We start from the raw sequence: 23,915 nt of genomic DNA on the forward strand, positions 1-23,915 counted from the left end.
CGCCGGGGACGCGGGCCTCACTCCTCCGCGGTATCGAGGATCTCAGCGACCACTGTGGTGGCGTAAGCCCCGGCGGTCAGGGTGAACTCAAGCGAGAGGGTATCCGGCGCGGGCCAGTGCCAGGCCAGCCGCCGAGGCATCAGGCGCAGCGGCCGCCGGTCGGCGCGAACGCCCCGCTGGGCGAGCGCGCCGAGCAGCTCTGGCTCTTCGGACAGGACCTCGGACTCGAGGGTGGCCACCTCGCCTCTCGGCCCGTCGCCCTCGACCCCCGGCAACGGCCCAGTGGGGTGGACATCACCCTGGACAACGCGGCGACGCAGCGCGGCGTCAAGCACCTCCACGGGGAAGTGACTGCCGGTGCCATCGAGGGCTGCTCGCTCTCCGGGCCGCACGACATCCCAGCTACCCGCCGCCACTCGCCGCGCCAGCACACGATTGAACAGGTCCGAGCGCACCGCGGAGATCAACAGCCCCCGCACGGTGCGCCCCCGCACCGGCTCGCCATCGAGCAGCCAGGCACGGGCCTGCTGCAGATTGCGGCCCCCGCGCCCGAACCGCTGCGGGCCGAAATAATTGGGCACCCCGCACCGGGCAATGGCCAGCAACCGCCGCTCCACCGCCCGGCGCGGCGCGGACACGTTGCGCATAAGCAGGCTGAAGCGGTTGCCGCTGAGCGCTCCGCGCCGCAGCTTGCGGGCATTGCGTGTGGCGCTGACGACCTCCAGGCCGTCGTCCAGGCAGCCCGGCGCGAGGGCCGGGCATGGCTTCGGCGCGTGAACGGAGAACCACTGCGTGGTGACCGCGTGCCGGTCCTTGAGGCCGGCGAAGCTCACCGCACCCCGCGCCACGCCGGCCTGGGATGCCAGCAGCCGGGCGACCGCCTCGGTGGTCCAGCCCCTCTTGCGAATCTGGAGCAGGCAGTGCTCTCCACCGCCGGAAGGCCGGAACGGGAGGATTTCATCCACCCGGAAGTCCTCGGGACAGGCGCGCAGTCGCGCCGTACCCAGGGGACCGCCGAAGGCCCGGATCAACCCCGCCCCGGGGCCGATTCCACCAGGACAACGGCCATCGCGGCGACCCCCTCGCCACGCCCGGTGAAACCGAGCCGCTCGCTGGTGGTCGCCTTGACGTTGACCGCCCCGGGCGCCAGCTCCATGGCATCCGCCGTGGCCTGCCGCATGGCATCGATGTAGGGGGCCAACTTGGGGGCCTGGGCAATCACGGTGCCATCAACGTTCACCGGCACCCATCCAGCCTCCGCGGCCAACCGCAGCGTCGATGCCAGCAGCCCGGTGCTGTCCGCATCCCGCCAGCGCGGGTCGTCGTCCGGAAAGTGGCGGCCGATATCCCCCAGTCCACACGCTCCGAGCAGGGCATCGGTGACCGCGTGCAAGAGCACATCGCCGTCCGAGTGGGCCTCCAGCCGCTTGTGGTACGGAATGGCCACCCCGCCCAGCCGAAACCCCTCGCCCTTGCCGCCGAAGCGATGAACATCAAAACCCTGCCCGACACGAATCACGCCGTTCGCTCCCTCTCTGTGGCCGCCCGCTGCGCCGCGAGCACGGCGGCAGCCAGATCCAGGTCAGCCTGGTGAGTGATCTTCAGATTGCCGGCCTCGCCGGTCACCAGACGCGGGTGACCGCCGTGCCACTCCACAGCCTGCGCCTCGTCGGTGACGGCGACACCGGCCGCAAGGGCCGCATCCAGTGCCGCGGAAAGACGCTCCAGCGGGAAAAGCTGCGGCGTCTGCGCCTGCCATAGCCCGTCCCGAGAGACGGTGGCATCCACGCACCCCGCGGCGGCACGCTTGAGGGTATCGCGCACGGGGGTCGCCAGCAGCGCCCCATCGGCGGCCGGGCCACCCTCCTCGATCAGCCGGTCCAGCTCCGCCGCGCTGAGACAAGGACGCACGGCATCGTGGACCAGCACGCGGTCCTCCGGCCCGGCGATCCCGCTTAGGTAATCCAGGGCCGCCCGCACCGAATCGCGCCGCTCGGCGCCTCCATCAACACGGTGCACGGGCTTGTCCGGCAGCTCGTCGGCCAGGCCCAGGGCATTCCAGTAGCCGTCGTCGGCAGCCAGCGCCACGACAGCCCCGGCTACCTTTGGGTGCCCGAGCAGGCGCTCCAGGGCCCAGCCGATAACGGGCCGACCCAACAGCGAACGGTACTGCTTGGGGCCATCCCCGCCCCCCATACGCCGACCGACACCCGCCGCCGGTATCACCGCCCAGTAGCGCGCCATCACTCCTCCACGACCTGGTAGAAGACCTCATCCTGACGGATCATGCCGAGCTCATAGCGTGCCCGCTCCTCGAGGGCCTCCGTGCTCTCCTTGAGGTTTTCCACCTCGGCTGCCAGGGCCTCGTTGCGCGCCTCGGCCCGCTCGTTCTCCGCCTGCTGCGCGGCGACTGCGCTGCGCAGCTCAAGCAGGCCGGGGATGCTGGCCTGCCCGAACCAGAGCTGGCCCTGCAGCAGGATCAGCAGCACGCCGAGCAACCCGTTCACCCAACGCATGGCGCCCTCCCGCGACGGCCCCACGCGGTGGTCACCGGCCTACCCCTGCTCGGGGCGGAGCGCGTCGCGACCCGCGTAACGGGCATCGTCGCCAAGCTCCTGCTCGATGCGCAGCAGCTGGTTGTACTTGGCCACCCGATCCGAGCGGCACAGCGAACCGGTCTTGATCTGGGTCGCCCGCGTCGCCACGGCCAGATCGGCAATCGCCACATCCTCGGTCTCGCCCGAACGGTGGGAAACCACCGAAGTGTAGCCGGCCTCGTCGGCCATGCGGATCGCCTCCAGCGTCTCGGTCACCGTACCGATCTGATTGAGCTTGATCAGGATCGAGTTGGCGATGCCGCGATCGATCCCCTGGCGCAGGATCTGCGGATTGGTGACGAACAGGTCGTCGCCCACCAGCTGCACCCGGTCCCCGAGGCGCTCGGTTAGGATCTTCCAGCCGTCCCAGTCGGACTCATCCATGCCGTCCTCGATGGAGACGATCGGATACCGGTCGACGAGCTGCGCCAGGTAGTCGGCAAAAGAGGCCGCATCGAAGTCACGACCCTCGGAGGCGAGTCGATAGCGGCCGTTGCTGTGGAGCTCGGAGCTCGCCACGTCGAGAGCCAGGGCCACCTGCTCACCAGGCTGATAGCCGGCGCGCTCCACGGCCTCGATGATGGCCTCCAGCGCCGCCTCGTTGGAGGGCAGATCCGGGGCGAAGCCACCTTCGTCGCCGACGGCCGTGGAGAGTCCGCGCTCGTTGAGGACCTTCTTCAGGGCGTGGAAGATCTCGGCGCCACAGCGCAGGGCCTCGGAGAACCGATCGAACCCGAGGGGCATGATCATGAACTCCTGGATGTCCACGCTGTTGTCGGCGTGCTCACCGCCGTTGAGGATATTCATCATCGGTGCCGGCAACTGAGCCGAGGAGCCCTCCTGCTGGAGGTGGCGGTAAAGGGGCAGTCCGCGGCTGCGCGCCGCCGCCTGGGCCACGGCCATGGACACGGCGAGGATGGCGTTGGCACCGAGGCGGTCCTTGTTGGGGTTGCCGTCAAGCTCGATCAGCTGCCGGTCCAGGGCGGCCTGATCGTCAGCACTGACGCCCTGCAGCGCCTCGCGGATGGTGGTATTGACATGCTCCACCGCGGTGCGCACCCCCTTGCCGTTGTAGCGCGCTCCGCCGTCACGCAGCTCCACCGCCTCACGGCTGCCGGTCGAGGCCCCGGAGGGGACCGCGGCGCGGCCGAAGCTGCCGTCATCCAGCCAGACATCCGCCTCGACGGTGGGGTTGCCGCGGGAGTCCAGTACCTCGCGGCCGATGACACGCTCGATGTTCGCCATGATTCAGTCGCTCCTTCATTGCTCGGCGAATCCCCGCTCCTTGACCACGCGATCCAAGGCGATCAGCGTCTCAAGGAGTTCGCGCATCCGCTCCAGTGGCCACGCATTCGGGCCGTCGGACAGCGCGCGTTCGGGATCCGGATGGGTTTCCATGAACAGCCCCGACACGCCGGCAGCCACCGCGGCCCGCGCGAGCACGGGAACGAACTCCCGCTGGCCGCCCGAGGCGTGACCCTGGCCACCGGGCAACTGCACCGAATGCGTGGCGTCGAAGACCACCGGCGCCTCGGTGTCACGCATCACGGCCAGCGCCCGCATGTCGGAGATCAGGTTGTTGTAGCCGAACGATACCCCGCGCTCGCAGACCAGAATCTGCCGATTGCCGGTGGCGCGCGCCTTGTCGACGACGTGAGCCATATCCCAGGGGGCGAGGAACTGCCCTTTCTTCAGGTTGACCGGGAGCCCGCAGGCGGCCACCCGCTGGATGAAGTTGGTCTGGCGACAGAGAAAGGCCGGGGTCTGGAGGGCATCGACCACGGAGGCGACCTCGTCGAGCGGGGTGTCCTCGTGGACGTCGGTGATCACCGGCACCCCAAGCTCGCCGCGCACCCGCTCAAGTACCCGCAGCCCCGCCTCCATGCCGGGGCCGCGATAGCTCTGGGCCGAGGAGCGGTTGGCCTTGTCAAAGGACGACTTGTAGATCAGCGGGACGCCGAGTTCGCGGCAGAGTTCGCGCAGCTCGTGGGCACTGTCCAGCGCCAGCTGCTCGGACTCGATCACGCAGGGGCCGGCGATCAGGAACAGCGGCTGCTCGAGGCCGGCGCGGAACCCGCAAAGCTCAATGCTGCTCATAATTCAGGGCCTGCGCAGTACCGTCGCGACGGGCCATCGCTGCCCGCACGAAACTGGCGAACAGCGGATGCCCGTCCCGGGGCGTGGAGGTGAATTCCGGATGGAACTGACAGCCGATGAACCAGGGGTGGTCGGGTAGCTCCACGACCTCGACCAGCCGGCCGTCCTGGGACCACCCCGAGAAGCTCAGGCCCGCTTCGGCCAGGCGCTCACGGTAGTGGTTGTTGAATTCGTAACGGTGGCGATGGCGCTCGACAATCCGATCCTTGCCGTAGACCTGATTGATCAGGCTCCCGGCGCCAAGCCGACAGGGCTGCCCGCCCAAGCGCATGGTGCCGCCCAGGTCGTCGGCCTCACCGCGCTGCTCGAGGTCACCGTCGTCGGTCATCCACTCGGTGATCAGACCGATCACCGGATGGTGCGGGTGGCGGATGAACTCGGTGCTGTGGGCGTTCTCCAGCCCCGCCCGGTGCCGTGCATACTCGATGACTGCCAGTTGCATGCCCAGACAGATGCCGAGGTACGGTACCCGATGCTCCCGAGCATAGCGCACGGCCTCGATCTTGCCCTCGATACCACGCTGCCCGAAGCCACCCGGCACTAGGATCGCGTCCGCCCCCTCCAGTGCCGCGCACCCCTCGCGCTCCAGGGACTCCGAGTCGACATAGCGGATATTCACCCGCTGCCGGGCTTGGATACCGGCGTGACGCAAAGCCTCGTTGAGAGACATGTAGGCGTCGGTCAGGTCGACGTACTTGCCAACCATGGCCACCGTCACCTCGCCCTCCGGGTTGGACATGATTTCCACGACCCGGTGCCAGTCCCCCAGGTTCGCCGGCGGCAGCTCCAAGCCCCACTTCTCGGCGACGATGTGATCCAGCCCCTGCTGATGCAACTCCTCGGGGATCTGATAGATGTTCGGCACATCCAGCGCCGCGATCACCGCGCGCGGATCGACGTTGGTGAACAGGGCGATCTTGCGCCGCTCCTCCTCGGGGATCGGGTGCGCCGCGCGGCAGACCAGGATATCCGGCTGGATGCCGATCGAGCGCAGCTCCTTGACCGAGTGCTGCGTCGGCTTGGTCTTCATCTCCCCGGCGGTGCCGATGAACGGCACCAGGGTCAAATGCATGAACAGGCACCGCTCACGCCCGAGCTCAGTACCCATCTGACGGATCGCCTCGAGGAAGGGCAGCGACTCGATATCGCCCACCGTCCCACCGATCTCGACCAGCGCGACGTCGACATCGTCGGCACCCTCCTGGATGCAGCGCTTGATCTCATCGGTGACGTGGGGGATGACCTGCACAGTACCACCGAGGTAGTCCCCACGGCGCTCCTTGCGGATCACGCTCTCGTAGATCCGGCCCGTCGTGAAGTTGTTGCGGCGACTGACCGGGGCACGCACGAACCGTTCGTAGTGACCCAGATCCAGATCCGTCTCGGCCCCGTCGTCAGTGACGTAGACCTCGCCGTGCTGGAAAGGGCTCATCGTCCCCGGGTCGACATTGATGTACGGGTCGAGCTTGATCAGGGTCACGCTCAGGCCGCGCGCCTGGAGGATGGTCCCCAGGGAGGCGGCCGAGATGCCCTTGCCCAGGGAGGAAACCACGCCACCGGTAATGAATAGATAACGCGTCATGGACAGAGCCAGCCGAGGGAAGGGTGAACCGGGAAACGGAATGGCGGAACCTTACCAGAAGGGGGGTAGGCCCACAACGCACCCGGCGGCTCAGGAGTCTCCGCCACGCGGCCCTTCGTCGGAGCCGAAGCAATCGCTCAGGACGTTGATGAGTTGGTCCACGGCGGCCCGCGAGGTGACGTCGAGCCGACGATAGACCGAGATCAGGCGCACCTCCCCCTCATCGAGAGTGAAACGGGACGCCGAATACTCGGCACCACCCGACTCGGCCAGCACCTCACCGGGGTGCATCGGCCCCTCGCCGTACTCCAGCCAGCCGTGGCGCACGCCCAGCGCCCGGGCGAGAAGGGCGATGTGCTCCCGGGTGGGGAAGTTCTGGCCCTCGAGCCAGCCGCGCGCCGCCTGCTTGGATACCCCGACCATACGACCCAGCCGGGCATACTCCCGCGGACCGACTCCACACCGGTGGAGGGCTTGGCGGAGTCGTTCGGCGAACTGGGCCCGCGCGTCTTCAGATCCAGGATGACATGCCATCGTCGCAGGCTAAGGAGGGCGGTCGAAAAAGGCAGTTGCCATCGACAACCGCTGCTTGTCGTCGGCAGCCGGCACGGACGACGCGCCCAGCCAGGGTGCGCTATGATGCCCGCATGTGCAGGCTCGCCCGCATCCTCGCCGCTGCCCTGCTCGCCACCCTGCCGGTGGCGGCTGCCAGCTCGTGGCCCGATGACCCACAGGCCGAGATGGATGTCCGCCTGCACCCCGACGATGGCCGGCTCGAGGGGCGCCTGACTCTGCAACTTCCGGACGAGGGACCATTCTCCCTGGCTGTCGGGCCGGGATACCGCATCGACGAGGTGGCGCTCGACGCCGGTAGCGCGGAGAAACTGGGCCAACGGGGGGTCATCCTGCGCCCCGGGGAGGCCACTGAAGCCCGGCTGCGCTGGTCCGGCGAACCCGGCGAGGAAAGCCGGGGTGCCCACCTGCGACCCGAGGGCGCCTGGCTCGCCGCGGAGGCCGGCTGGTACCCCCGCCCGGCGGAACGGCGTACGGGCTACCGGCTGAACGTCACTGTGCCGGAACCTCTCCAGGTGGTGGCCGAGGGAACGCGCGTCGATGAGCGCATTTCAGACGGCCTGCGCCGCGTCGAGTTCCGCCATCCGGCGCCAGCGCGTGGCATCACCCTGTTCGCCGGCGAATGGGAGCAACGCAGCCGATCCGTCCGTCACGGGACCGTCCACACGTTCTTCCCTGAACACCTCGCGGAGCACCACGACCTCTACCTGGAGAAGACCGGGGCCTACCTGGACGAATACAGCGACTGGATCGGCCCGCCACCGCACGAGACCTACTCGGTGGTCGCCGCACCATACCCCGTGGGCCTGGCTTTTGCCGGATTCACCGCCCTCGGCGAGCAGGTCATCCCCCTGCCCTTCATCCCGGAGACCTCGCTGCCCCACGAAGTCGTCCACAACTGGTGGGGCCGCGGTGTCTACACCGACTACGACGAAGGGAACTGGAACGAGGCCCTGACCTACTACATGGGCGATTACCACCAGGCCGCGCAGCGGGATACCGAGCAAGCGCAGCGCCTGCGAGGAGACTGGCTGCGCAGCCAGGCCGCGCTCCCCGATGCGGCTGACTACCCGCTCAGCGAGTTCCGGCACAACCGGGGGACGGTCGACGAGATCATCGGCTACCAGCGCGGCGCCCAACTCTTCCATACCCTGCGCCGAAGCCTCGGCGAAGCGGCTTTCGACCAGGCAGTGCGCCGGTTCTACGCCCGGCACGCCCACCAGGAGGCCAGCTGGTCGGAGCTCGAGACCGCCTTCGCGGGAGCTGCGGAGGACGAGGGCGCGGACGCCGAAACCGTCCCTGCGCTGTTCGAGTGGTTCCTTTCGGCCACCCGCGCCCCGGATCTGGAACTGGATGAACGCACGCTCGAGGTCGCCCACGAGGGGGACGACCGCTTTCGGATCCGGGTAGACATTGCCTGGGATGAGGACGGCTACCCGGTCTCTGTCCCCGTCGTGCTTAAGGGCGAACACGGCCGTCTGGACGAACGGGACATCCGCCTGCAACCGGGGGAGCGAACCCGGATCGAGTTCACCAGCGAGACCGCTCCCCGCTACCTACAGGCCGACCCGGACCACCACCTGTACCGCCAGCTGGCCCTCGGTGAGGGAGTCTCCATCCTGCGCGACACCCTGCTGGCCGAGTCCGTGACCCTGGTCGCTAGCTGGGACGGCCTGGAAGCAGCCGCCGAGCGGGCGCTGCGCGGCGAGGTCGAGCCCGGCGCCCCGGATCGCGACCGCCCCCTTCTGATCGTCGGCCCCAGGGAAGCGGTCAGCGAACACCTCGAGGCGATCAAGGCCTGCGTCACTGATCGGATCCGGCCGGTGGACCGTTCCCCCGTCGCCTGGGCCAGCACCACCGGGGGCGGACAACCGCTGATCGCCCTCGCCGCCGAGGACGCCGAAGAGGCTCGCGAGGCGCTGCAGCGTCTGGCGCGCTACGGCCGGCACAGCTACGTCGGCTTCGGTAGCGGCCACGATGCCGAGACCGGGCTCTACAACCCCGCCGACCGCCACGGGCTGCGCCTGCCCCTGGCCGATCAGCTGGACGCCGACTGACCCGCGACACGAGGCGGTTGCCACAGCAGTCGCACCCCCGGCATGGCCCGGCACGATGGGGCCACGCCGTAGCCCGGCACGGCGATCGGGCGATGACCGGAGAAGACCACCGGAACCCGGCTGCGCTCCCAGGGCGGGACACCCAACCGCTGATACAGGCGCTGCAGCCTGCGCCGGGCATCCGCATCCAGCACTGCGGCACGGAAGACCACCGTCACCCCCTGCGCAAGGAGTTGTCCGTCGATACCCCGCGGGCTCCACCGCGCTGACAACGTGCCCCCGGCCAGGCTCAGCGCCCCCCGGCCAAACCAGGAGCACGGCTCCGGATCGGGATCCGCGCCCAACGACTCGGCGGGCAGCAAGTGGAGCCGCCCCCGGTAGCGGCGGATGCACCCGTCCGGCCAACGCAACTCCGGCTGAGCCCCTTCGCCCGATTCAAGTAGCGCCTGCACGCCGACGGCCAGCCGCCGGCCCGGCGGCGGACGGTGCCCGGAACGAACCAGCCAGTGGCGAAGCACGGCCTGACGCCGATACGGCGCCAGTCGCAGCAGCTCAGCTACCGCCGGGCGCCCGTCGGCGGCACGCGCCGCCGCCAGATCGCTGTCCAGGTAGCCATCCAGCAAGGCCTGATCCGCCTGCAGGGCAGCCACCCCCGCCTGCAGGCGGCCAGCTGCATCCGGCCAGCGCGCCGCCAACGCCGGCAGCACATGCTCGCGCAGATAGACCCGGTCATGGGCAGGATCCCGATTGGCCGGATCCTCGATCCAGTCCGCACCACGGGCCTGCAGGTAGGCCGTCAAAGAGGCACGCGGCACCTCCAGCAGCGGCCGCGCCAACCGACCCCGCCCCAGCGGTCGGGTTGTCGGCATGGCGCACAGCCCGTGCAGCCCCCCCCCGCGCAGTGCCCGGAGCAGGAAGGTCTCGGCTTGATCCTCGGCGTGGTGCGCCAAGACAAGGCACTCGCCGGGGGCCACCAGGGCACTGAAAGCCCGGTAGCGCGCCTCCCGGGCGGCGGCCTCCAGGCCCTGACCGACGGGGGAAGGCACATCCACGCGGCGGCACTCGAGTGCCACCCCCAGGCGCTGGCACACGGCCCGGCAATGCTCCGCCCAGCGGGCCGATCCGGCGTGCAGGCCGTGATCGATATGGACTGCACCCAGCGGCGCTGGCAACTCATCGCGGCCTTCGGCCAGGGCGTGAAGCAGTGCCGTGGAATCCCGCCCGCCGCTGAAGGCGACCCGGTAGCCCGCGGCCGCGGGGGCCAAGGCCAACAACCGCGCCACCAGCGCCCCGGGGTCGAGCACGCAGGTTACCCCTGGGGCTGACCGATCCCCGCAAGCCGCCGGTGCCGGTCGGCCACGAGCTCATCCGGGCTCATCTGCGCGACCCGCCCCCACTCCTCGCGCAGCACCTCGCGCACGCTCTCGGTCATCGCGTCGTAGTCCCGGTGGGCGCCCCCGAGCGGCTCGGGGATCACGCGATCGACGACCCCCAGGTCGTGCAGCCGCTCGGCCGCCATCTGCATGGCCTCGGCCGCATCCGCGGCCCGCTCGGAACTCTTCCACAGGATCGAGGCGCACCCCTCTGGCGAAATCACCGAATACACCGAGTAGCGCAGCATCAGCAGTCGATTGCCAACGCTGATCGCCAGCGCGCCGCCCGACCCGCCTTCACCGATCACGGTGCAGATCACCGGAACGCGCAGCTGTGCCATCTCGGCCAGATTCCGCGCAATGGCCTCACTCTGTCCGCGCTCTTCGGCGCCGACGCCGGGATAAGCGCCCGGCGTATCGATGAACGTAAAGATCGGCAGACCGAAGCGCTCCGCCATGCGCATCAGCCGAAGCGCCTTGCGATACCCCTCCGGTCGGGGCATGCCGAAATTGCGCCGCACCTTCTCCTTGGTATCCCGCCCCTTCTGCTGCCCGATGACCATCACCGGGCGGCCGTCGAAGCGCGCCAGGCCACCGGCGATGGCGGCATCGTCGGCATAGGCTCGGTCACCGTGAAGCTCCTGGAAATCGGTGAAGATCCGCTCAACGTAGTCGAAGAAGTAGGGGCGCTCGGGATGACGGGCCAGCTGCACGATCTGCCAGGCGCTCAGCGAGGAGAAGATCTTCTCCGTCAGCGAGCGGCTCTTGGCCTCGAGGCGCTGGATCTCCTCGTTAATGTTGACCTCGGAATCCTGGCCGACGTTGCGCAGCTCTTCGATCTTGGCTTCTAGCTCGGCGATCGGCTGCTCGAAATCCAGAAAGTTCTTGGTCATGAGCTCCCCGTTGACCTCTCCGATGGGCGGGCGGATACCACAGGCTAAATGCGTCGTGGGCGTACCTTACCAGAAGCGAAACTCCTGTGGGGACGCCGGCTTGGCCTAACCAAGGCGGCGCCGGTAGACACTGAGCAGCTGCCCCGGCCCGGGTCGTCCTCGGGTGGTGACGATCAGCGTCTCGCGCTCGGCCAGATGGGCACCACACTCGCGCACAAGGGTCTGGTAGACCGCGTGGACCACCCCCGACCCCTCCAGCGCCAGCAGATCGCTTCGCGGGATACGTACCTCGACCCGGCACCCGGCGACGCTGGTCAGCGCCAGCACATACTCCGTCCCCGCCTGCGCGTCCCCTTCCGCTTGGTAGCGCTGGGCGACGCCGTCGGCACCCGCGTCCAACGGGGCGAGCAGCGGATCGGCAAAGGCCGCCGCCATCCGCCGGACCGCTTCCAGCGTCGCCCGTTCCAGGGCATTGTCGCCACTTTCATCGTGCATGCCGCCCCCCGATCCGCATCATCCGACCGATCACCGTCGACGACCGGCCCCAAATGCGGGACAATGCGGGGCCGACAGGCTTGACCGCAACCCCCAAGGCGGAAACGGCAGCATGCGCATCACCACCGTTGTTCACCAGGGCGTCACCCGGGTCGCCATCCACGAACAGGGCGACCGCTGGGCCGTCTCACCCGTCGCGGGTGATCTGGGCGGACACCTGTGCGCCGGCACCTTACCCGAGGCCGGCTACGACTGGCCGCGGGTCACGGCCGAGGCCCTGACGTTCCTGGCTCCGCTGCCGCAGCCACCCCGCAACATCATGTGCCTGGGCCTGAACTACGCCGACCACGCCCGAGAGTCGCAACAGGCCAAGGGTGACGAGCTGGCGCTGCCCGAGGCGCCGGTGGTCTTTACCAAGGCAACGACCACCGTCGCCGGCCCATACGCGGACTTCCTCCTCGACCCAGCCGTCACCCGGGAGTTGGACTGGGAGGTGGAGCTCGGCGTGGTGATCGGCCGGGGTGGCCGGCACATCCCGGAGAGCGAGGCACTACAGCATGTCTTCGGCTATACGGTGATCAACGACCTGTCGGCACGTGACCTGCAATTCCGGCACAAGCAGTTCTTCCTCGGCAAGTCGGTGGACGGCAGCTGCCCGATGGGGCCCTGGATCACCACCGCCGACGCGGTACCCGATCCCCACGGCCTTGCCCTCTCCTGTCAGGTCAACGGCACCACCCAGCAACAGTCGCATACCGGCGAGATGGTCTTCTCCATCCCCGCGGTCATCGCCACGCTCTCGCGGGTCATGACCCTGGTTCCCGGGGATATCATCGCCACCGGCACGCCGGCCGGCGTCGGTTTTGCCCGCACCCCGCCCCGCTTCCTGCAGGCCGGGGACATCGTCACCTGTGAGGTCGAGGGGCTCGGCACCCTGCGCAACCGCATCGTGGCACCGGACCCGTGAGCTAACCCCTGTGAAAGACGACGTGGTTCCCCCAACCACTCCGGCCCCGGCGCTCTCGAGCAGCCTGACGCAGACCCTCTTCCTGCACAGCGAAGACGGGATGCTGATCCTGCGCGATGGGCACTTCATCGCCTGCAACCCGGCGGCTGCCCGCATGCTGGGCTGGGAGGATCCGCAGCAGCTGATCGGCCTGCGCCCGGAGGCCATCTCCTCGCAACTCCAGCCGGACGGATCGTCGGCGGCGGAGCGGGCACAAAACCTGCTCGAGACCGCACTCATCGAGGGCGCCCAACGTTTTGAGTGGGTGCACGTTACCCCGCAGGGCGAACACCTTTGGCTGGAGGTGGTGCTCACCCCGCTGCACCTGGAGGACGAGACCCTCTGCTGCGCCACGCTGCGTGACATCTCTGGGCGCAAGGAGATGGAACGACGCCTGCAGCTGTCGGCCAAGGTCTTCACCGCCACGCGGGACGGGATCCTGATCACCGACGCCGAGAGCCGCATCCTCCAGGTCAACGACGCCTTCGCGCGAATGACCGGCTACACCGAGGACGAGCTCATCGGGCTGACGCCGCGGATCCTGCAGTCGGGCCACCACAACGACGACTTCTACCGGGCCATGTGGGAGTCGATCCAACGGGAGGGTAGCTGGTCCGGCGAACTCTGGGACCGCTCCAAGTACGGCACCCTGCAGCCGAAGTGGGTGACCATCAGCCGTGTCACCGGGGCCTACGGCGAAGTCGTCAACTACATTGCCGTCTTTAGCGACCTGACCGAGCTCAAACGTTCCCAGGAGCGGCTGCAGTTCCAGGCCTACCACGATGCGCTCACCGGCCTCGCCAATCGCCTGCTGTTCAAGGACCGCATGGCCCGCGCCCTGGAGCGCTCGCGACAGTCCGGTGAACAGCTAGCCGTGCTGTTCATCGACCTCGACCACTTCAAGGACGTCAACGACAGCCTCGGTCATACCGCCGGCGATCGCGTCCTCCGCCAGGTGGCTCACCGCCTCCAGGCGCGCCTCGGCGCCGATGACACCCTGGCGCGACTGGGTGGCGACGAGTTCAGCATCTGCCTGGCCGAGATCCGCGACCACCGGGACGCTCTCGCCTGCGCTGAGACCGTCCACCAGGAACTGGAGCGACCGTTCCAGTACAGCCGCCGCTGGTTCCAGTGCCGGTGTAGCATCGGCATCAGCATGTATCCGGACAACGGCGAGACCGTCGAGGCGCTGGTCCGCAACGCCGACTCGGCGCTGCACAAGGCGAAGGCCGACGGACGCAACACCACGTGCTTCTACGCCGAGGAGCTGACTGAACATGCCCAGCGCCGGCTGGATCTCGCCCAGGAGATGCGTCAGGGCCTGCAGCGCGGTGAACTGGTCCCCTATTTCCAGCACCAGGTCGAGCTGCAGACCGGTCAGATCGTGGGCATCGAAGCCCTGGTCCGCTGGCACCACCCGGACCGGGGGCTACTGGCCCCGGGCGCCTTCATCTCGGTCGCCGAGGAGGTCGGAACCATGGCGGCGCTGGGGGAGGACATCCTCCACCAGGCCTGTCAGCAAGGGCGCACCTGGCTGGACCAGGGACGCGAGTTCGGGCGCATCGCCGTCAACCTGTCCGGGGCCCAGTTCCACAACGGCAACATCGAAAAGACGGTCCTGCGTACGCTGGAGCAGACCGGCCTGCCGGCACGGCACCTGGAGCTGGAGATCACCGAGTCGACCATCATGGATCTCAGCCCCCGCACCCTGGAGCGGCTGGCCGCCCTGCGCCGGGCCGGAGTGTCGCTGAGCATCGACGACTTCGGCACCGGCTACTCGTCCCTGCTCTACCTCAAGCGCCTGCCCATCAACCGGGTCAAGATCGACCGCGGCTTCATCTGGGACATGGAGACCACGCCGGAATCCCGCTCCATCGTGGAGACCATCCTGCAGCTCGCCCATGTCCTCGGGCTTGAGGTGGTGGCCGAGGGGGTCGAGACCCTGCAGCAGCGCGACCAGCTCATCGATGCCGGGTGCCGCGTCGGCCAGGGATTCCTCTGGGCACGGCCGGAGCCCCACCCGCGGCTACGCTGCTGTCGCCCCCAGGCGCCCAACGACCCGCCCTGAGTTCACCACCACAGGGCAACAACCGCGCCCACACCGAGCACCCCCGCGACACCGGCGCCGCCGTAGCAGACCCACCAGGTACCGCGCCCTGCCGGAATCCCGAGATCGCGCAGGGTATGGTAGATGCGGTGAGCGGCGTGGCAGAGCACCAGCCCCAGCGCGAGGGCCACTGGCACCCCCACCACCGGCCGGGCGAACAGCTCGCGGGATGCGTGGTAATCCAGTACCTCGATGCCATGCTCTGCAGCCACGGGCATCACGACGCCGGTCAGCAGGATCAGCGCCGGGGCGAGCAGCGCGGCGAGTAGGCCCCCGGCACCGAAGAGCAGCCACAGCGGCGGTTCGTGCGAACGCCTCATCGGACGCCTCCCAGGAGATAGAGCCACACCCCGCCCGAGAGGGCCACCGAGACCACCCAGGCACCCCGCACGACCGCCCGGTCGGTGGGCCTGCGGCCCCGCCAGCGCAGGACCGGCAGCGTCAGGGGCAGCAACCGGAACCAGGTGACAGCGTGGTAGGCGGCGGCCAACAGAGCGGCCAGGTGGAGGCCGAACAACCAGGGGCTGCCGTGCAGGTCCCGCCACCCTTGGTAGGCGGCTTCCCCAGCAGCAAGGGCCAACAGTCCGGCAAGCAGCCAGAGCGCATAAAGGCCCAGCAGGACGCTGCTGCCTTCGCGCAACAGGTAGCGGCGGTAGGCCGGATGCCGCTCCCACCAACCGCGCATGGTCGGACGGTAGACGCGCGCTCGGCTCATTCCGATCCCTCCTGTCGACGACGACCGGGCCGCAGCCAGTCGAGCAAGTACCGCGCGCTGCTGCCGGGCTTGTTCTGATTGATGGCCCGCGCGGGATCGACCCCCTTGGGGCAGACCTCGGAGCAGTGGCCGACCAGCGTGCAGCCCCAGACCCCCTGTTCGGCATCAACCACCGCGTGCCGCAACTCGCTACCTGCGTCACGGCTGTCCAGGTTGTAGCGCTGGAGTAGCGCCAGGGCCCCGGGGCCGACAAAGTCCGGATGCCAACCGTACTGCGGGCAGGCGGCATAGCAGAGCAGGCAGTTGATGCACTGGGCGTACGCGTAGTAATCCGTCATCTGCTCCGGCGTCTGCCGATAGGTCCCCTCGGCCGCCGTCCGTTCCCCGGCCGGGATCAGGTAGGCGTGCACCGTCTCGAGCTTCTCGAGGAAGTCGCTCTGATCGATGACCAGATCCCGCTGCACGGGGAAGTGGTCCAGTGCCGACACCCACACCGGCCCCGGCGCGTAGTCGCGGAGGAAGACATGGCAGGCCAGCTCGGGTTCGCCGTCGATCATGCAGCCACAGCTACCGCAGATCGCCATGCGACAGGACCAGCGGAAGGTCAGGCTGCCATCGAGGTGATCCTTGATGTACTGCAGCCCCTCGAGCACGGACATATCCGGCGTGTACGGCACGGCATAGCGCTGCCAGCGCGGTTCGGCGTCCTGTTCCGGGTGGAAACGCTGCACCGCCAGAGTGATCCGCTGCGATTCGCTCATGCCTGCGCCTCCCCTTCAGCGCCGTAGGCCCGCCGCCGCGGCGCAGAGCGGGTAACGGTCACCGGCGCATGGTCGATCACGGGGCCCGTCCCGTCACCGGGGTAGGCCAGGGTATGAACCAGATAGCGCTCGTCATCACGCTCGCTATAGGCGTCATCGCGCACGTGGGCGCCGCGGGACTCCTTGCGTGCCCGCGCCGACCAGGCCATCGCCTCAGCCACCTGCAGGCTGGCCCCGAACTCCATCGCAGTCAGCCACTCGGTGTTGTATGTCCGGCTGCGGTCGTCGAGGCGGATGCCGCGTCGCAGGCGCTCGCGCAGCGCCGCCAGCGTCGTGCACGCCTGCTCCAGGCCGGCCTCGTTGCGAAAGATCCCCACCCCCTGTTCCATGGCCCGATTGAGATCCGCGCGCAGCGTAGCGAGCCGCTCGCCCCTGTCGTTGCGCAGCAGTTCAAGCCGCGGCGCCAGGGCCTCGGTAGCGAGCTGCTCCACCACGCGCTGCGGCCGCCGCGGTGCCTCGCGGGCGTACTCGGCGGCCGCCTCTCCTGCCGCCCGGCCGAAGACAAGGAGTTCCGCGAGCGAGTTGGAACCGAGCCGGTTGGCTCCGTGAATCCCGGTGCTGGCGCACTCCCCGGCAGCAAACAGCCCCGACAGGGGGGCGGCACCCCGGACGTCGGTGGGAATCCCCCCCATGGTGTAGTGGACCGCCGGACGGACGGGGATCGGCTCCCGAACCGGATCCACTCCGGCGTAGCGGCGAGCCACCTCGGTGATCATGGGCAGCCGCTCTAGGATGCGGTCCTCGCCCAGGTGGCGTAGATCCAGCTGGACTGCCGTGCCCTGCGGCGTGGGCACGGTCCGGCCCGCCTGGTCCTCGTACCAGAAAGCCTGGGAGAGCCGATCCCGCGGCCCCAGCTCCATGGCTTTCGGACGCGGCCACGGTTCGGTGGGCCCGAGACCGTAGTCCTGCAGATAGCGACGATCATCCCGGTTGGTCAGGACGCCGCCCTCGCCCCGGCACCCTTCCGTGATCAGGATGCCACTGCCGGGCAGCGTGGTGGGGTGCCACTGAACGAACTCCATGTCGCGCAGGGGCACCCCCTGGGCGTGCGCCATGGCCATGCCCTCGCCGGTCACGATGCCGGCGTTGGTGTTCTGCCCGTAGACCCGCCCGGCCCCGCCGGTGGCCAGCACCACCGCCGGTGCGCCGAAGCGCACCGGCTTGCCGCTGGCGATCTCCAAGGCCAGTACGCCACAGACCACCCCGTCGTCGACCAGCAGATCTGAGCAGAAGTATTCGTCGTAGCGCTGAATCCCCGGATAGCGCAGGGAGGTCTGGAACAGCGTATGCAACATGTGGAAGCCGGTCTTGTCGGCGGCGTACCAGCTGCGCTGGGTCGTCATGCCCCCGAAAAACCGGACATGTACCTGGCCGTCCGCCTGTCGGCTCCACGGGCAACCCCACTGTTCGAGACGGACCATCTCGCCAGTGCACTCGGCGACAAAGCGTTCAACCACGTCCTGGTCGCACAGCCAATCCCCCCCGGAGACGGTGTCGTTGAAGTGCCCGTCCAGGCTGTCATCCGCCCGGGCCACACCGGCAGCGCCCCCCTCCGCAGCGACGGTGTGGCTGCGCATGGGCACCACCTTGGAGATCAGCGCGATCCGCAGCCCAGGGTCGCGCTCGGCCGCCGCGATAGCGGCCCGCAACCCGGCCCCGCCGCCACCAACAACAACCAAGTCGCACTCAATGTCTTCGATCGCCTGCAATGCGCCTCCCGGGATCCAGGGCCACGACGGAGGTCCAACCGTCGCGGACGCGGGTGTCACTCCAGATCCAGTGCCGCCATCTGTACCTTGCCGAGCATGGTATCCGCCTGCCGTCGCTCAGCATCGGCCTCCTCAGTGCCCAGCTCCTCGGCCAGTTCCGTGAAGAGTTCGGCGAGCTGCTCAAAGTGAGGCAGGGCCGCCTCGGCGCCCTCGGCGGCGAGCACCGCCATGGCCAGGCGCTCCTGAGCGATCCCGAGAGCCCGGCGCGCCTGCGGTGTGTCCTGCTGCTCGACCAGCGCCCCGCGCACCTCGAGGGCGTGGCGGTAGGTCTCCACCGTCTCGGCCAACCCCTCCACGGCCTCCTGGACCGCACCGCAGCGCTCCAGCGCCAGCGCCCAATCCTGGTAGGCATCCGCGCTCTGCCGCTCGCGGACGATGTCCTCGCGCAGTTCGATCACCTGCCGGTAGTAGGGTAGTGCCACCTCGGCCCCCTCCTCGACCAGCACCCCCTGGCCGTAGCGACCCAGCGCAACGCTCCAGTCCCGAAGCGACTGCGCCGTGGCGTGTTCGGTGGCCAGGGCCTCGGCGAGTTCACACCAAGCCTCATAGCAGGGCAGTGCGGCACTCGCCCCCTCGGCCTCGAAGAGCGCATCGCCCAGGCGCTCCAGGGTGATCCCCCAGTCGCGGCGCGCGGCATCTCCCCCTTCACCGGCGCTGATCGCTGCATCCAGATAGTCGAGTGCCTCCTGGTAGATCGGAATAGCCGCCTCGGGACCCTCGTCGTCGTAGACGGCATCGCCCTGATCGGCGCGTTCCAGGCCGACGGCAAGCAACTCGGCTGGATCGCCCTCCGTCTCGAGGCCGGCGTGCGGCTGCACATCTAGCTCGACCCCCTCCTCCTCGGGCACCCCGCCCTCGGGAGCCGGGTCGACGATCACCTCGCCGTCCGCCGATGGGGCCACCTCGGCCGGCTCTTCCGCCGGCTCGGGTTCGGCCCGCTCGGGCGCCCCCTCCCCAGCCTCCGCAGCCGTGTCCGCGGGGCGCTCCAAGACGCGCTTGCCGGCCAGCCGGTGCGCTTGGCTACTCGCCGGCCTGCTCCGGGGACCGGCCTTCGCCGTCTTCGAGCGCTTCCCGGACCCCGCCGCGGACGCAGCAGCGCCAGGGCTCTTGCCCTGCTGCCTGCCTCCCGGGCCAGCGCTGCGCCGATCTGCAGCCCCGGTGCGCCGCTCGCTGGTCTCCTGCCGGTCCTCCTGGTACCAGCGGCGGATCGTCTTGGCCGCCGGCTCGTAGGTCCGTGCCAACTCTTGCGGGGTGTGCCCCGCCTCGACCAGTTCGACCAGCTTGCGCCGGAACTCCGGCGAATATTTCGGGCGACCCTCAGCCATGCAGTGCTTTCCTCCGGATCATGCGGATACGGCGAGTCCGTCGACGCGGTTACTCCAGCCCGTTTTCCCGGACGGGTCAAGAACCCTAAGATGATAACGCCGGCACCGCCACGGACCCGACACCCCTGGAGAACGGAAACCCATGCAAGCGCTGCTCTTTGACGTCGATGGCACCCTGGCCGACACCGAAGGCGCGGGCCACCTGCCCGCCTTCAACGCCGCCTTCGAGGCATTCGGCCTTCCCCACCGCTGGGATGAAACCACCTATCGACGCCTCCTGAACGCGGTCCCGGGCGGCCGGGAACGACTGCACGACACCCTGACCCGGGAACCGCCCCCGCCCGGGCACGGCGATATCAATACGCTCGCGCGGCGACTGCACGAGGCCAAGAACCGCCTCTACGCCGAGCGCCTCAGCACCGGCTCCATCCCGCCCCGGCCGGGGATCGAGCGAATCCTTGCCGAAGCGCGAGAGCGGCAGGTGCGCCTGGCCGTGGTCACGACCAGCGCCCGCGCCAACGTCGAGGCCCTGTTCAACGGCGTGCTACCCGCCGAGTTGCAACCGGCCTTCGAGGTCTGCATCTGTGGCGACGACGTCAACGCCAAGAAACCCGACCCCGAGGCCTACCTGCAGGCCCTGCGATCACTGCGGCTCGCGGCCGAGGACTGCCTCGCCGTGGAGGATTCGGTCAACGGGCTGCGCGCCGCCCGCGCGGCCGGGATCCCGACGCTGATCACCCGCAACCGCTGGACCCGGGACGACGCATTCCCGGGTGCCGCAGCGGTCATTGATGACCTGGACCACGGACCCGACGGCACCGCCGTGGGGATCGATGACCTGATCGCCATTCACCGCGAGAGCCGCTAGCGGGGGTACTCGACCCCCACACGGTCATCGACCACCGACTCAAGCCGCTTGATCAGGTCATCGCTGGGCGTCACCGTCCAGTTGCGGCCTAGGACGACGCGCCCCCGGCCCCTTGGGTGGCGGTAATCGACATGGACCGGACTCTCCCCAGCGTAGCTGCTGAGGACCTGGCGCAGCTCGGGCACCAGACCGTTAGCGGCACGAGCCGCGGTTACCGGAATCACCAACCGACCGGCTGCCCGCTCGCGGGCCCGGGCGATGTCCAGCACCTCTTCGCCGGTGATCCGGTACCCGCCACTGAAGTCGTCGTAGTCGAGACTGCCGCGCACCACCAGCAGCGCATCCTTCTCAACGGCATGCCGGTATTTGCCGAACGCCTCGGGGAATAGCACCACTTCGATCCGGCCCGTGCGGTCATCCAGGGTCAGGGTGGCCAGGCGGCCGCCAGTGGAGGTGCTGCGCACCCGCAGCGCGACCACCAGCCCAGCCGCGGTAACCGTCCGGCCTCGGCCCCCATTGCCGTCTCCGCCATTGCCGCCGGCGCCACTGGACAGCCGCTGCAGGCGATCCGTAGCCAGATACGGAAGCTCATGCTCGTAACGGTCGATCGGGTGCCCCGTCAGGAATAGACCCAGTGTGGCCTTCTCCGCGGCCAGGCGTTCTTCCTCCGGCCATTCGGGCTGCTCGGCAACCTCTTCGCCCTCGCCACGGGAGGCGATCACCGCCTCTGCAGGGCCACCGAACAGATCGGTCTGCCCGGCGGCCTGGTCGCGCGTCGCCTGCTCGGCAGCCGCCAGCGCCGCCGGGATCTGTGCCATTCCCGTGGCGCGGTTGGGGATCAGGCGATCCAGGCTCCCCGAACGACACAGGGCCTCCAGCACGCGACGATTGGCGCGGCCGGTGTCGACCCGGCGGCACAGGTCGAAGATATCCCGGAACGCCCCGTTGGTATCGCGCTCGCTCAGCACCGCATCGAGCGCCGACTCCCCCACCCCCTTGATGGCACCCAGACCGTAGACGATGGTCCGCTCGTCCACCGCCCGGAAGGGCTTGTCACTGCGGTTGACGTCCGGCGGCAGCACCTCCAGCCCCATGGCCCGGGCCTCATCCAGGAAGATCACCACCTTGTCGGTGTTGTCCATGTCCGAGGAGAGCACCGAGGCCATGAACGGCGCCGGGTAGTGACACTTGAGCCAGGCGGTCTGGTAGGAGAGCAGCGCGTAGGCCGCCGAGTGCGACTTGTTGAAGCCGTAGCCGGCGAACTTCTCCATAAGGTCGAAGATGCCGGTGGCATGGTCCTCGGACAGACCCCGGGCCTTGGCCCCTTCCAGGAACTTGGCCCGCTGCTTGGCCATCTCCTCGGGCTTCTTCTTGCCCATGGCGCGGCGCAGCAGATCCGCCTCGCCAAGGCTGTAGCCGGCCAGGACCTGCGCGATGCGCTGCACCTGCTCCTGGTAGAGGATCACCCCGTAAGTAGGCTGGAGGACCGGCACCAGGTCCGGATGGTGCAGCTCGCGGGTTGGGTAACCGGCGACCGCCGAACGGCCATGCTTGCGCTCGACGAAGTCGTCGACCATGCCCGACTGAAGCGGCCCGGGCCGAAACAGCGCCACCAGTGCCACGATATCCTCGAAGCTATCGGGCTGAAGGCGCTTGATCAGCTCCTTCATCCCGCGGGATTCCAGCTGGAAGACCGCGGTGGTGGCACAGCGCTTGAGCAGCTCGAAGGTGGCGCCGTCATCCAGGGCGATGGCATCGATATCCAGCGCCGGGTCTCCCCGCTGCTCGAGGATGCGGTTCACCGCCTGGACGGTCCAGTCGATGATGGTCAGCGTGCGCAGACCCAGGAAGTCGAACTTGACCAGACCCACCGCCTCGACGTCGTCCTTGTCGAAGTGGGTGGCCACCTTCCAAGCCTCGGCGTCGTCGCGCTCCTCCGGGTCGCGGTAGAGCGGCGAGAAATCGGTCAGGTCCGTGGGCGCGATGACGACGCCTCCGGCGTGCTTGCCGACGTTGCGCGCCATCCCCTCCAGGCTGCGCGCGGTGTCGATCAACTCGCGGATGTTTTCGTCGTTGTCGTACTCGGCGCGCAGGTCCTCTTCCTGCTCCAGGGCCCTGTCCAGGGTCATGCCGATCTCGAAAGGGATCAGCTTGGCGATCCGGTCCATGTAGCCGAAGGCGTGACCGTAGACCCGGCCCACGTCGCGCACCACGGCCCGGGCCGCCATGGTGCCGTGGGTGGCGATCTGCGAGACCTTCTCGGCGCCGTAGCGGTCCGAGACGTACTCGATGACCTCGTCGCGGCGCTCCATGCAGAAGTCCACGTCGAAGTCGGGCATGGAGACCCGCTCCGGGTTGAGGAAGCGCTCGAAGAGCAGGTCATAGCGCAGGGGGTCGAGGTTGGTGATGCCCAGGGCATAGGCGACCAGCGATCCCGCACCGGAGCCGCGCCCGGGGCCAACCGGGATGTCGTTCTCCCGCGCCCAGCGGATGAAGTCGGCGACGATGAGGAAGTAGCCGGGGAACCCCATCTGCTCGATGACGGCCAGCTCGTGCTCGAGGCGCTGCCGGTAGGTCGCCTCGACCTCGCCGGTATCCTCGTCCTCAGTCAGGCCGCGTTGTTCGAGCCGCTGCGCCAGGCCGCGCTCGGACTCGGCGCGCAGGAACGAGGCCACCGTATGGCCCTCGGGCACCGGAAAGTCCGGGAGATAGTTGGTGTCGAGTTCCAGATCCACGCTGCACCGCTCGGCGATACGCAGGGTGGTCTCGAGCGCCTCGGGCAGATCGGAGAAGCGCTCGGCCATGTCCGCAGCGTCGGCAAAGTACTGCTGTTCCGTGTAGTGGCGTGGCCGGTTGGGGTCGTCCAGGGTACGCCCCTGATGGATGCAGACACGGACCTCATGGGCGTCGTAATCCGCCGGGCGCATGAAGCGCACGTCATTGGTGGCCACCACCGGCACGTCCTCGTCGGCGGCCAGCGCCACCGCGGCATGCAGGTGGCGCTCGTCGCCCGGCCGGCCCAGACGGTGGAGCTCCAGATAGAAGCCGTCCTCGCCGAAGGTCTGCCGGTGCTGCTCGAGGTAGCGCCGCGCGGTGGCCTCATCACCACGCAGCAGGGCCTGACCGATATCCCCCTGGACCCCGCCGGAGAGGGCCAGCAGCCCGCCGGCATCCGCTTGCAACCACTCCCGCCGGATGACCGGGATATCGCCGCAGGCACCCTCGCGATAAGCGCGGCTGAGCAGCCGCGACAGCGCACGGTAGCCGCCGCGATCCCGGCAGAGCAACGTCATCCGGGCGTAGCCGAGTTCCAAGGTATCGTCCGCCAGCCACACGTCGGCTCCGATGATCGGCTTGACTCCGGCGGCTAGCGCGGCCCGGTAGAACTTGACCATGCCGAACAGGTTGGCCTGATCGGTGATGGCCACCGCCGGCATGCCGGCGTCCCGCGCCGCGGACACCGCCTCCTGAATGCGGACGATGCCGTCGACCAGCGAGAACTCGCTGTGCAGACGCAGATGGACGAAGGACGGTGGGGCTTCACTCATGGTCGCGTCAGGATATCAGGGTCGCGGTG

21 protein-coding genes are annotated in these 23,915 nt (G+C 68.9%); 4 read left to right on the forward strand and 17 right to left on the reverse strand.

All coding sequences use genetic code 11. From position 1 onward, the window contains the following. Nucleotides 1–17: 17 nt before the first annotated feature. The 8 genes from truD to CCR79_RS07820 form a co-directional block, all read right to left on the reverse strand. The gene (gene truD / locus CCR79_RS07785) at nucleotides 18–1,031 is read right to left on the reverse strand and encodes a tRNA pseudouridine(13) synthase TruD (RefSeq protein ID WP_207190325.1); all 1,014 of its coding nucleotides are present in this window, start codon (nucleotides 1,029–1,031) and stop codon (nucleotides 18–20) included. Further along, nucleotides 1,028–1,516 carry a 2-C-methyl-D-erythritol 2,4-cyclodiphosphate synthase gene (ispF, locus tag CCR79_RS07790; protein WP_304118001.1) on the reverse strand — a complete coding sequence of 163 codons (489 nt, stop codon included), beginning with the start codon at nucleotides 1,514–1,516 and terminating at the stop codon, nucleotides 1,028–1,030. The genes truD and ispF overlap by 4 nt, the downstream gene beginning before the upstream one ends. Then, nucleotides 1,516–2,247 carry a 2-C-methyl-D-erythritol 4-phosphate cytidylyltransferase gene (ispD, locus tag CCR79_RS07795; protein WP_201170535.1) on the reverse strand — a complete coding sequence of 244 codons (732 nt, stop codon included), beginning with the start codon at nucleotides 2,245–2,247 and terminating at the stop codon, nucleotides 1,516–1,518. The genes ispF and ispD overlap by 1 nt, the downstream gene beginning before the upstream one ends. Continuing rightward, complete coding sequence (gene ftsB, locus CCR79_RS07800) at nucleotides 2,244–2,516, reverse strand: cell division protein FtsB (RefSeq protein ID WP_201170538.1); 273 nt, start codon at nucleotides 2,514–2,516, stop codon at nucleotides 2,244–2,246. Before ftsB ends, ispD begins: the two co-directional genes overlap by 4 nt. 39 nt (nucleotides 2,517–2,555) lie before the next feature. Then, entirely contained in the window at nucleotides 2,556–3,842 is a 1,287-nt protein-coding gene (gene eno, locus CCR79_RS07805; RefSeq protein ID WP_201170540.1) for a phosphopyruvate hydratase, read from the reverse strand. Between the two features lie 15 nt (nucleotides 3,843–3,857). Continuing rightward, complete coding sequence (gene kdsA, locus CCR79_RS07810) at nucleotides 3,858–4,685, reverse strand: 3-deoxy-8-phosphooctulonate synthase (protein WP_338018475.1); 828 nt, start codon at nucleotides 4,683–4,685, stop codon at nucleotides 3,858–3,860. Beyond that, nucleotides 4,681–6,336, reverse strand: a complete 1,656-nt coding sequence (locus tag CCR79_RS07815) for a CTP synthase (RefSeq protein ID WP_201170544.1) — start codon at nucleotides 6,334–6,336, stop codon at nucleotides 4,681–4,683. Before CCR79_RS07815 ends, kdsA begins: the two co-directional genes overlap by 5 nt. Before the next feature lie 90 nt (nucleotides 6,337–6,426). Then, the gene (locus CCR79_RS07820) at nucleotides 6,427–6,759 is read right to left on the reverse strand and encodes a helix-turn-helix domain-containing protein (protein ID WP_201170546.1); all 333 of its coding nucleotides are present in this window, start codon (nucleotides 6,757–6,759) and stop codon (nucleotides 6,427–6,429) included. Nucleotides 6,760–6,983: 224 nt separating this feature from the next. On the opposite strand from CCR79_RS07820, the gene CCR79_RS07825 reads away from it, so the two are divergent. Further along, nucleotides 6,984–8,966 carry a M1 family metallopeptidase gene (locus CCR79_RS07825; protein WP_201170548.1) on the forward strand — a complete coding sequence of 661 codons (1,983 nt, stop codon included), beginning with the start codon at nucleotides 6,984–6,986 and terminating at the stop codon, nucleotides 8,964–8,966. Here CCR79_RS07825 and tilS read toward each other — a convergent pair. From tilS to CCR79_RS07840, 3 genes are all read right to left on the reverse strand, one after another. Beyond that, on the reverse strand, nucleotides 8,948–10,270 hold the full coding sequence (tilS, locus tag CCR79_RS07830; RefSeq protein WP_201170550.1) for a tRNA lysidine(34) synthetase TilS: 1,323 nt from the start codon (nucleotides 10,268–10,270) through the stop codon (nucleotides 8,948–8,950). The two genes, CCR79_RS07825 and tilS, sit on opposite strands and share 19 nt — an antisense overlap. A gap of 5 nt (nucleotides 10,271–10,275) precedes the next feature. Continuing rightward, complete coding sequence (locus CCR79_RS07835) at nucleotides 10,276–11,232, reverse strand: acetyl-CoA carboxylase carboxyltransferase subunit alpha (protein ID WP_201170552.1); 957 nt, start codon at nucleotides 11,230–11,232, stop codon at nucleotides 10,276–10,278. 105 nt (nucleotides 11,233–11,337) lie between these two features. Continuing rightward, nucleotides 11,338–11,727 carry a hypothetical protein gene (locus tag CCR79_RS07840; RefSeq protein ID WP_201170554.1) on the reverse strand — a complete coding sequence of 130 codons (390 nt, stop codon included), beginning with the start codon at nucleotides 11,725–11,727 and terminating at the stop codon, nucleotides 11,338–11,340. A 112-nt stretch (nucleotides 11,728–11,839) separates the two neighbouring features. On the opposite strand from CCR79_RS07840, the gene CCR79_RS07845 reads away from it, so the two are divergent. Then, nucleotides 11,840–12,694, forward strand: a complete 855-nt coding sequence (locus CCR79_RS07845) for a fumarylacetoacetate hydrolase family protein (RefSeq protein ID WP_201170556.1) — start codon at nucleotides 11,840–11,842, stop codon at nucleotides 12,692–12,694. A gap of 22 nt (nucleotides 12,695–12,716) precedes the next feature. Continuing rightward, nucleotides 12,717–14,801, forward strand: a complete 2,085-nt coding sequence (locus CCR79_RS07850; protein ID WP_201170559.1) for an EAL domain-containing protein — start codon at nucleotides 12,717–12,719, stop codon at nucleotides 14,799–14,801. A gap of 2 nt (nucleotides 14,802–14,803) precedes the next feature. Here CCR79_RS07850 and frdD read toward each other — a convergent pair whose 3' ends face one another. From frdD to CCR79_RS07875, 5 genes are read right to left on the reverse strand one after another with little or no spacing between them, the layout of a single operon-like run. Then, nucleotides 14,804–15,160: a fumarate reductase subunit FrdD gene (gene frdD / locus CCR79_RS07855; RefSeq protein WP_201170562.1), complete on the reverse strand. Its 357-nt coding sequence runs from the start codon at nucleotides 15,158–15,160 to the stop codon at nucleotides 14,804–14,806. Next, a complete protein-coding gene (locus tag CCR79_RS07860) occupies nucleotides 15,157–15,555 on the reverse strand; it encodes a fumarate reductase subunit C (RefSeq protein ID WP_201170565.1) in 399 nt (132 codons plus the stop codon). The genes frdD and CCR79_RS07860 overlap by 4 nt, the downstream gene beginning before the upstream one ends. Continuing rightward, the gene (locus CCR79_RS07865; protein WP_201170568.1) at nucleotides 15,552–16,316 is read right to left on the reverse strand and encodes a succinate dehydrogenase/fumarate reductase iron-sulfur subunit; all 765 of its coding nucleotides are present in this window, start codon (nucleotides 16,314–16,316) and stop codon (nucleotides 15,552–15,554) included. Before CCR79_RS07865 ends, CCR79_RS07860 begins: the two co-directional genes overlap by 4 nt. After that, nucleotides 16,313–18,085 carry a fumarate reductase (quinol) flavoprotein subunit gene (frdA, locus tag CCR79_RS07870; protein WP_207190326.1) on the reverse strand — a complete coding sequence of 591 codons (1,773 nt, stop codon included), beginning with the start codon at nucleotides 18,083–18,085 and terminating at the stop codon, nucleotides 16,313–16,315. Before frdA ends, CCR79_RS07865 begins: the two co-directional genes overlap by 4 nt. Before the next feature lie 56 nt (nucleotides 18,086–18,141). After that, complete coding sequence (locus CCR79_RS07875; RefSeq protein ID WP_201170571.1) at nucleotides 18,142–19,470, reverse strand: transposase; 1,329 nt, start codon at nucleotides 19,468–19,470, stop codon at nucleotides 18,142–18,144. 142 nt (nucleotides 19,471–19,612) lie between these two features. On the opposite strand from CCR79_RS07875, the gene CCR79_RS07880 reads away from it, so the two are divergent. After that, the gene (locus tag CCR79_RS07880) at nucleotides 19,613–20,338 is read left to right on the forward strand and encodes an HAD-IA family hydrolase (protein WP_201170572.1); all 726 of its coding nucleotides are present in this window, start codon (nucleotides 19,613–19,615) and stop codon (nucleotides 20,336–20,338) included. Here the strand turns inward: CCR79_RS07880 and dnaE are convergent. After that, nucleotides 20,335–23,886, reverse strand: a complete 3,552-nt coding sequence (gene dnaE / locus CCR79_RS07885; RefSeq protein WP_201170574.1) for a DNA polymerase III subunit alpha — start codon at nucleotides 23,884–23,886, stop codon at nucleotides 20,335–20,337. The two genes, CCR79_RS07880 and dnaE, sit on opposite strands and share 4 nt — an antisense overlap. Between the last annotated feature and the right edge of the window lie 29 nt (nucleotides 23,887–23,915).

Origin of the sequence: Halorhodospira halophila, assembly GCF_016653405.1 — a bacterium.
In the GTDB taxonomy this organism is placed as follows: domain Bacteria; phylum Pseudomonadota; class Gammaproteobacteria; order Nitrococcales; family Halorhodospiraceae; genus Halorhodospira; species Halorhodospira halophila_A.

Bases quoted from the DNA above. Each gene is read 5' to 3' on its own strand.
- CCR79_RS07840 (WP_201170554.1), bottom strand. From the start codon at position 11,727: ATGCACGATGAAAGTGGCGACAATGCCCTGGAACGGGCGACGCTGGAA.
- CCR79_RS07825 (WP_201170548.1), top strand. From the start codon at position 6,984: ATGTGCAGGCTCGCCCGCATCCTCGCCGCTGCCCTGCTCGCCACCCTG.
- CCR79_RS07820 (WP_201170546.1), bottom strand. From the start codon at position 6,759: ATGGTCGGGGTATCCAAGCAGGCGGCGCGCGGCTGGCTCGAGGGCCAG.
- CCR79_RS07835 (WP_201170552.1), bottom strand. From the start codon at position 11,232: ATGACCAAGAACTTTCTGGATTTCGAGCAGCCGATCGCCGAGCTAGAA.
- ftsB (WP_201170538.1), bottom strand. From the start codon at position 2,516: ATGCGTTGGGTGAACGGGTTGCTCGGCGTGCTGCTGATCCTGCTGCAG.
- frdD (WP_201170562.1), bottom strand. From the start codon at position 15,160: ATGAGGCGTTCGCACGAACCGCCGCTGTGGCTGCTCTTCGGTGCCGGG.
- CCR79_RS07875 (WP_201170571.1), bottom strand. From the start codon at position 19,470: ATGGCTGAGGGTCGCCCGAAATATTCGCCGGAGTTCCGGCGCAAGCTG.
- CCR79_RS07860 (WP_201170565.1), bottom strand. From the start codon at position 15,555: ATGAGCCGAGCGCGCGTCTACCGTCCGACCATGCGCGGTTGGTGGGAG.
- dnaE (WP_201170574.1), bottom strand. From the start codon at position 23,886: ATGAGTGAAGCCCCACCGTCCTTCGTCCATCTGCGTCTGCACAGCGAG.
- CCR79_RS07865 (WP_201170568.1), bottom strand. From the start codon at position 16,316: ATGAGCGAATCGCAGCGGATCACTCTGGCGGTGCAGCGTTTCCACCCG.
- CCR79_RS07815 (WP_201170544.1), bottom strand. From the start codon at position 6,336: ATGACGCGTTATCTATTCATTACCGGTGGCGTGGTTTCCTCCCTGGGC.
- eno (WP_201170540.1), bottom strand. From the start codon at position 3,842: ATGGCGAACATCGAGCGTGTCATCGGCCGCGAGGTACTGGACTCCCGC.
- CCR79_RS07880 (WP_201170572.1), top strand. From the start codon at position 19,613: ATGCAAGCGCTGCTCTTTGACGTCGATGGCACCCTGGCCGACACCGAA.
- CCR79_RS07845 (WP_201170556.1), top strand. From the start codon at position 11,840: ATGCGCATCACCACCGTTGTTCACCAGGGCGTCACCCGGGTCGCCATC.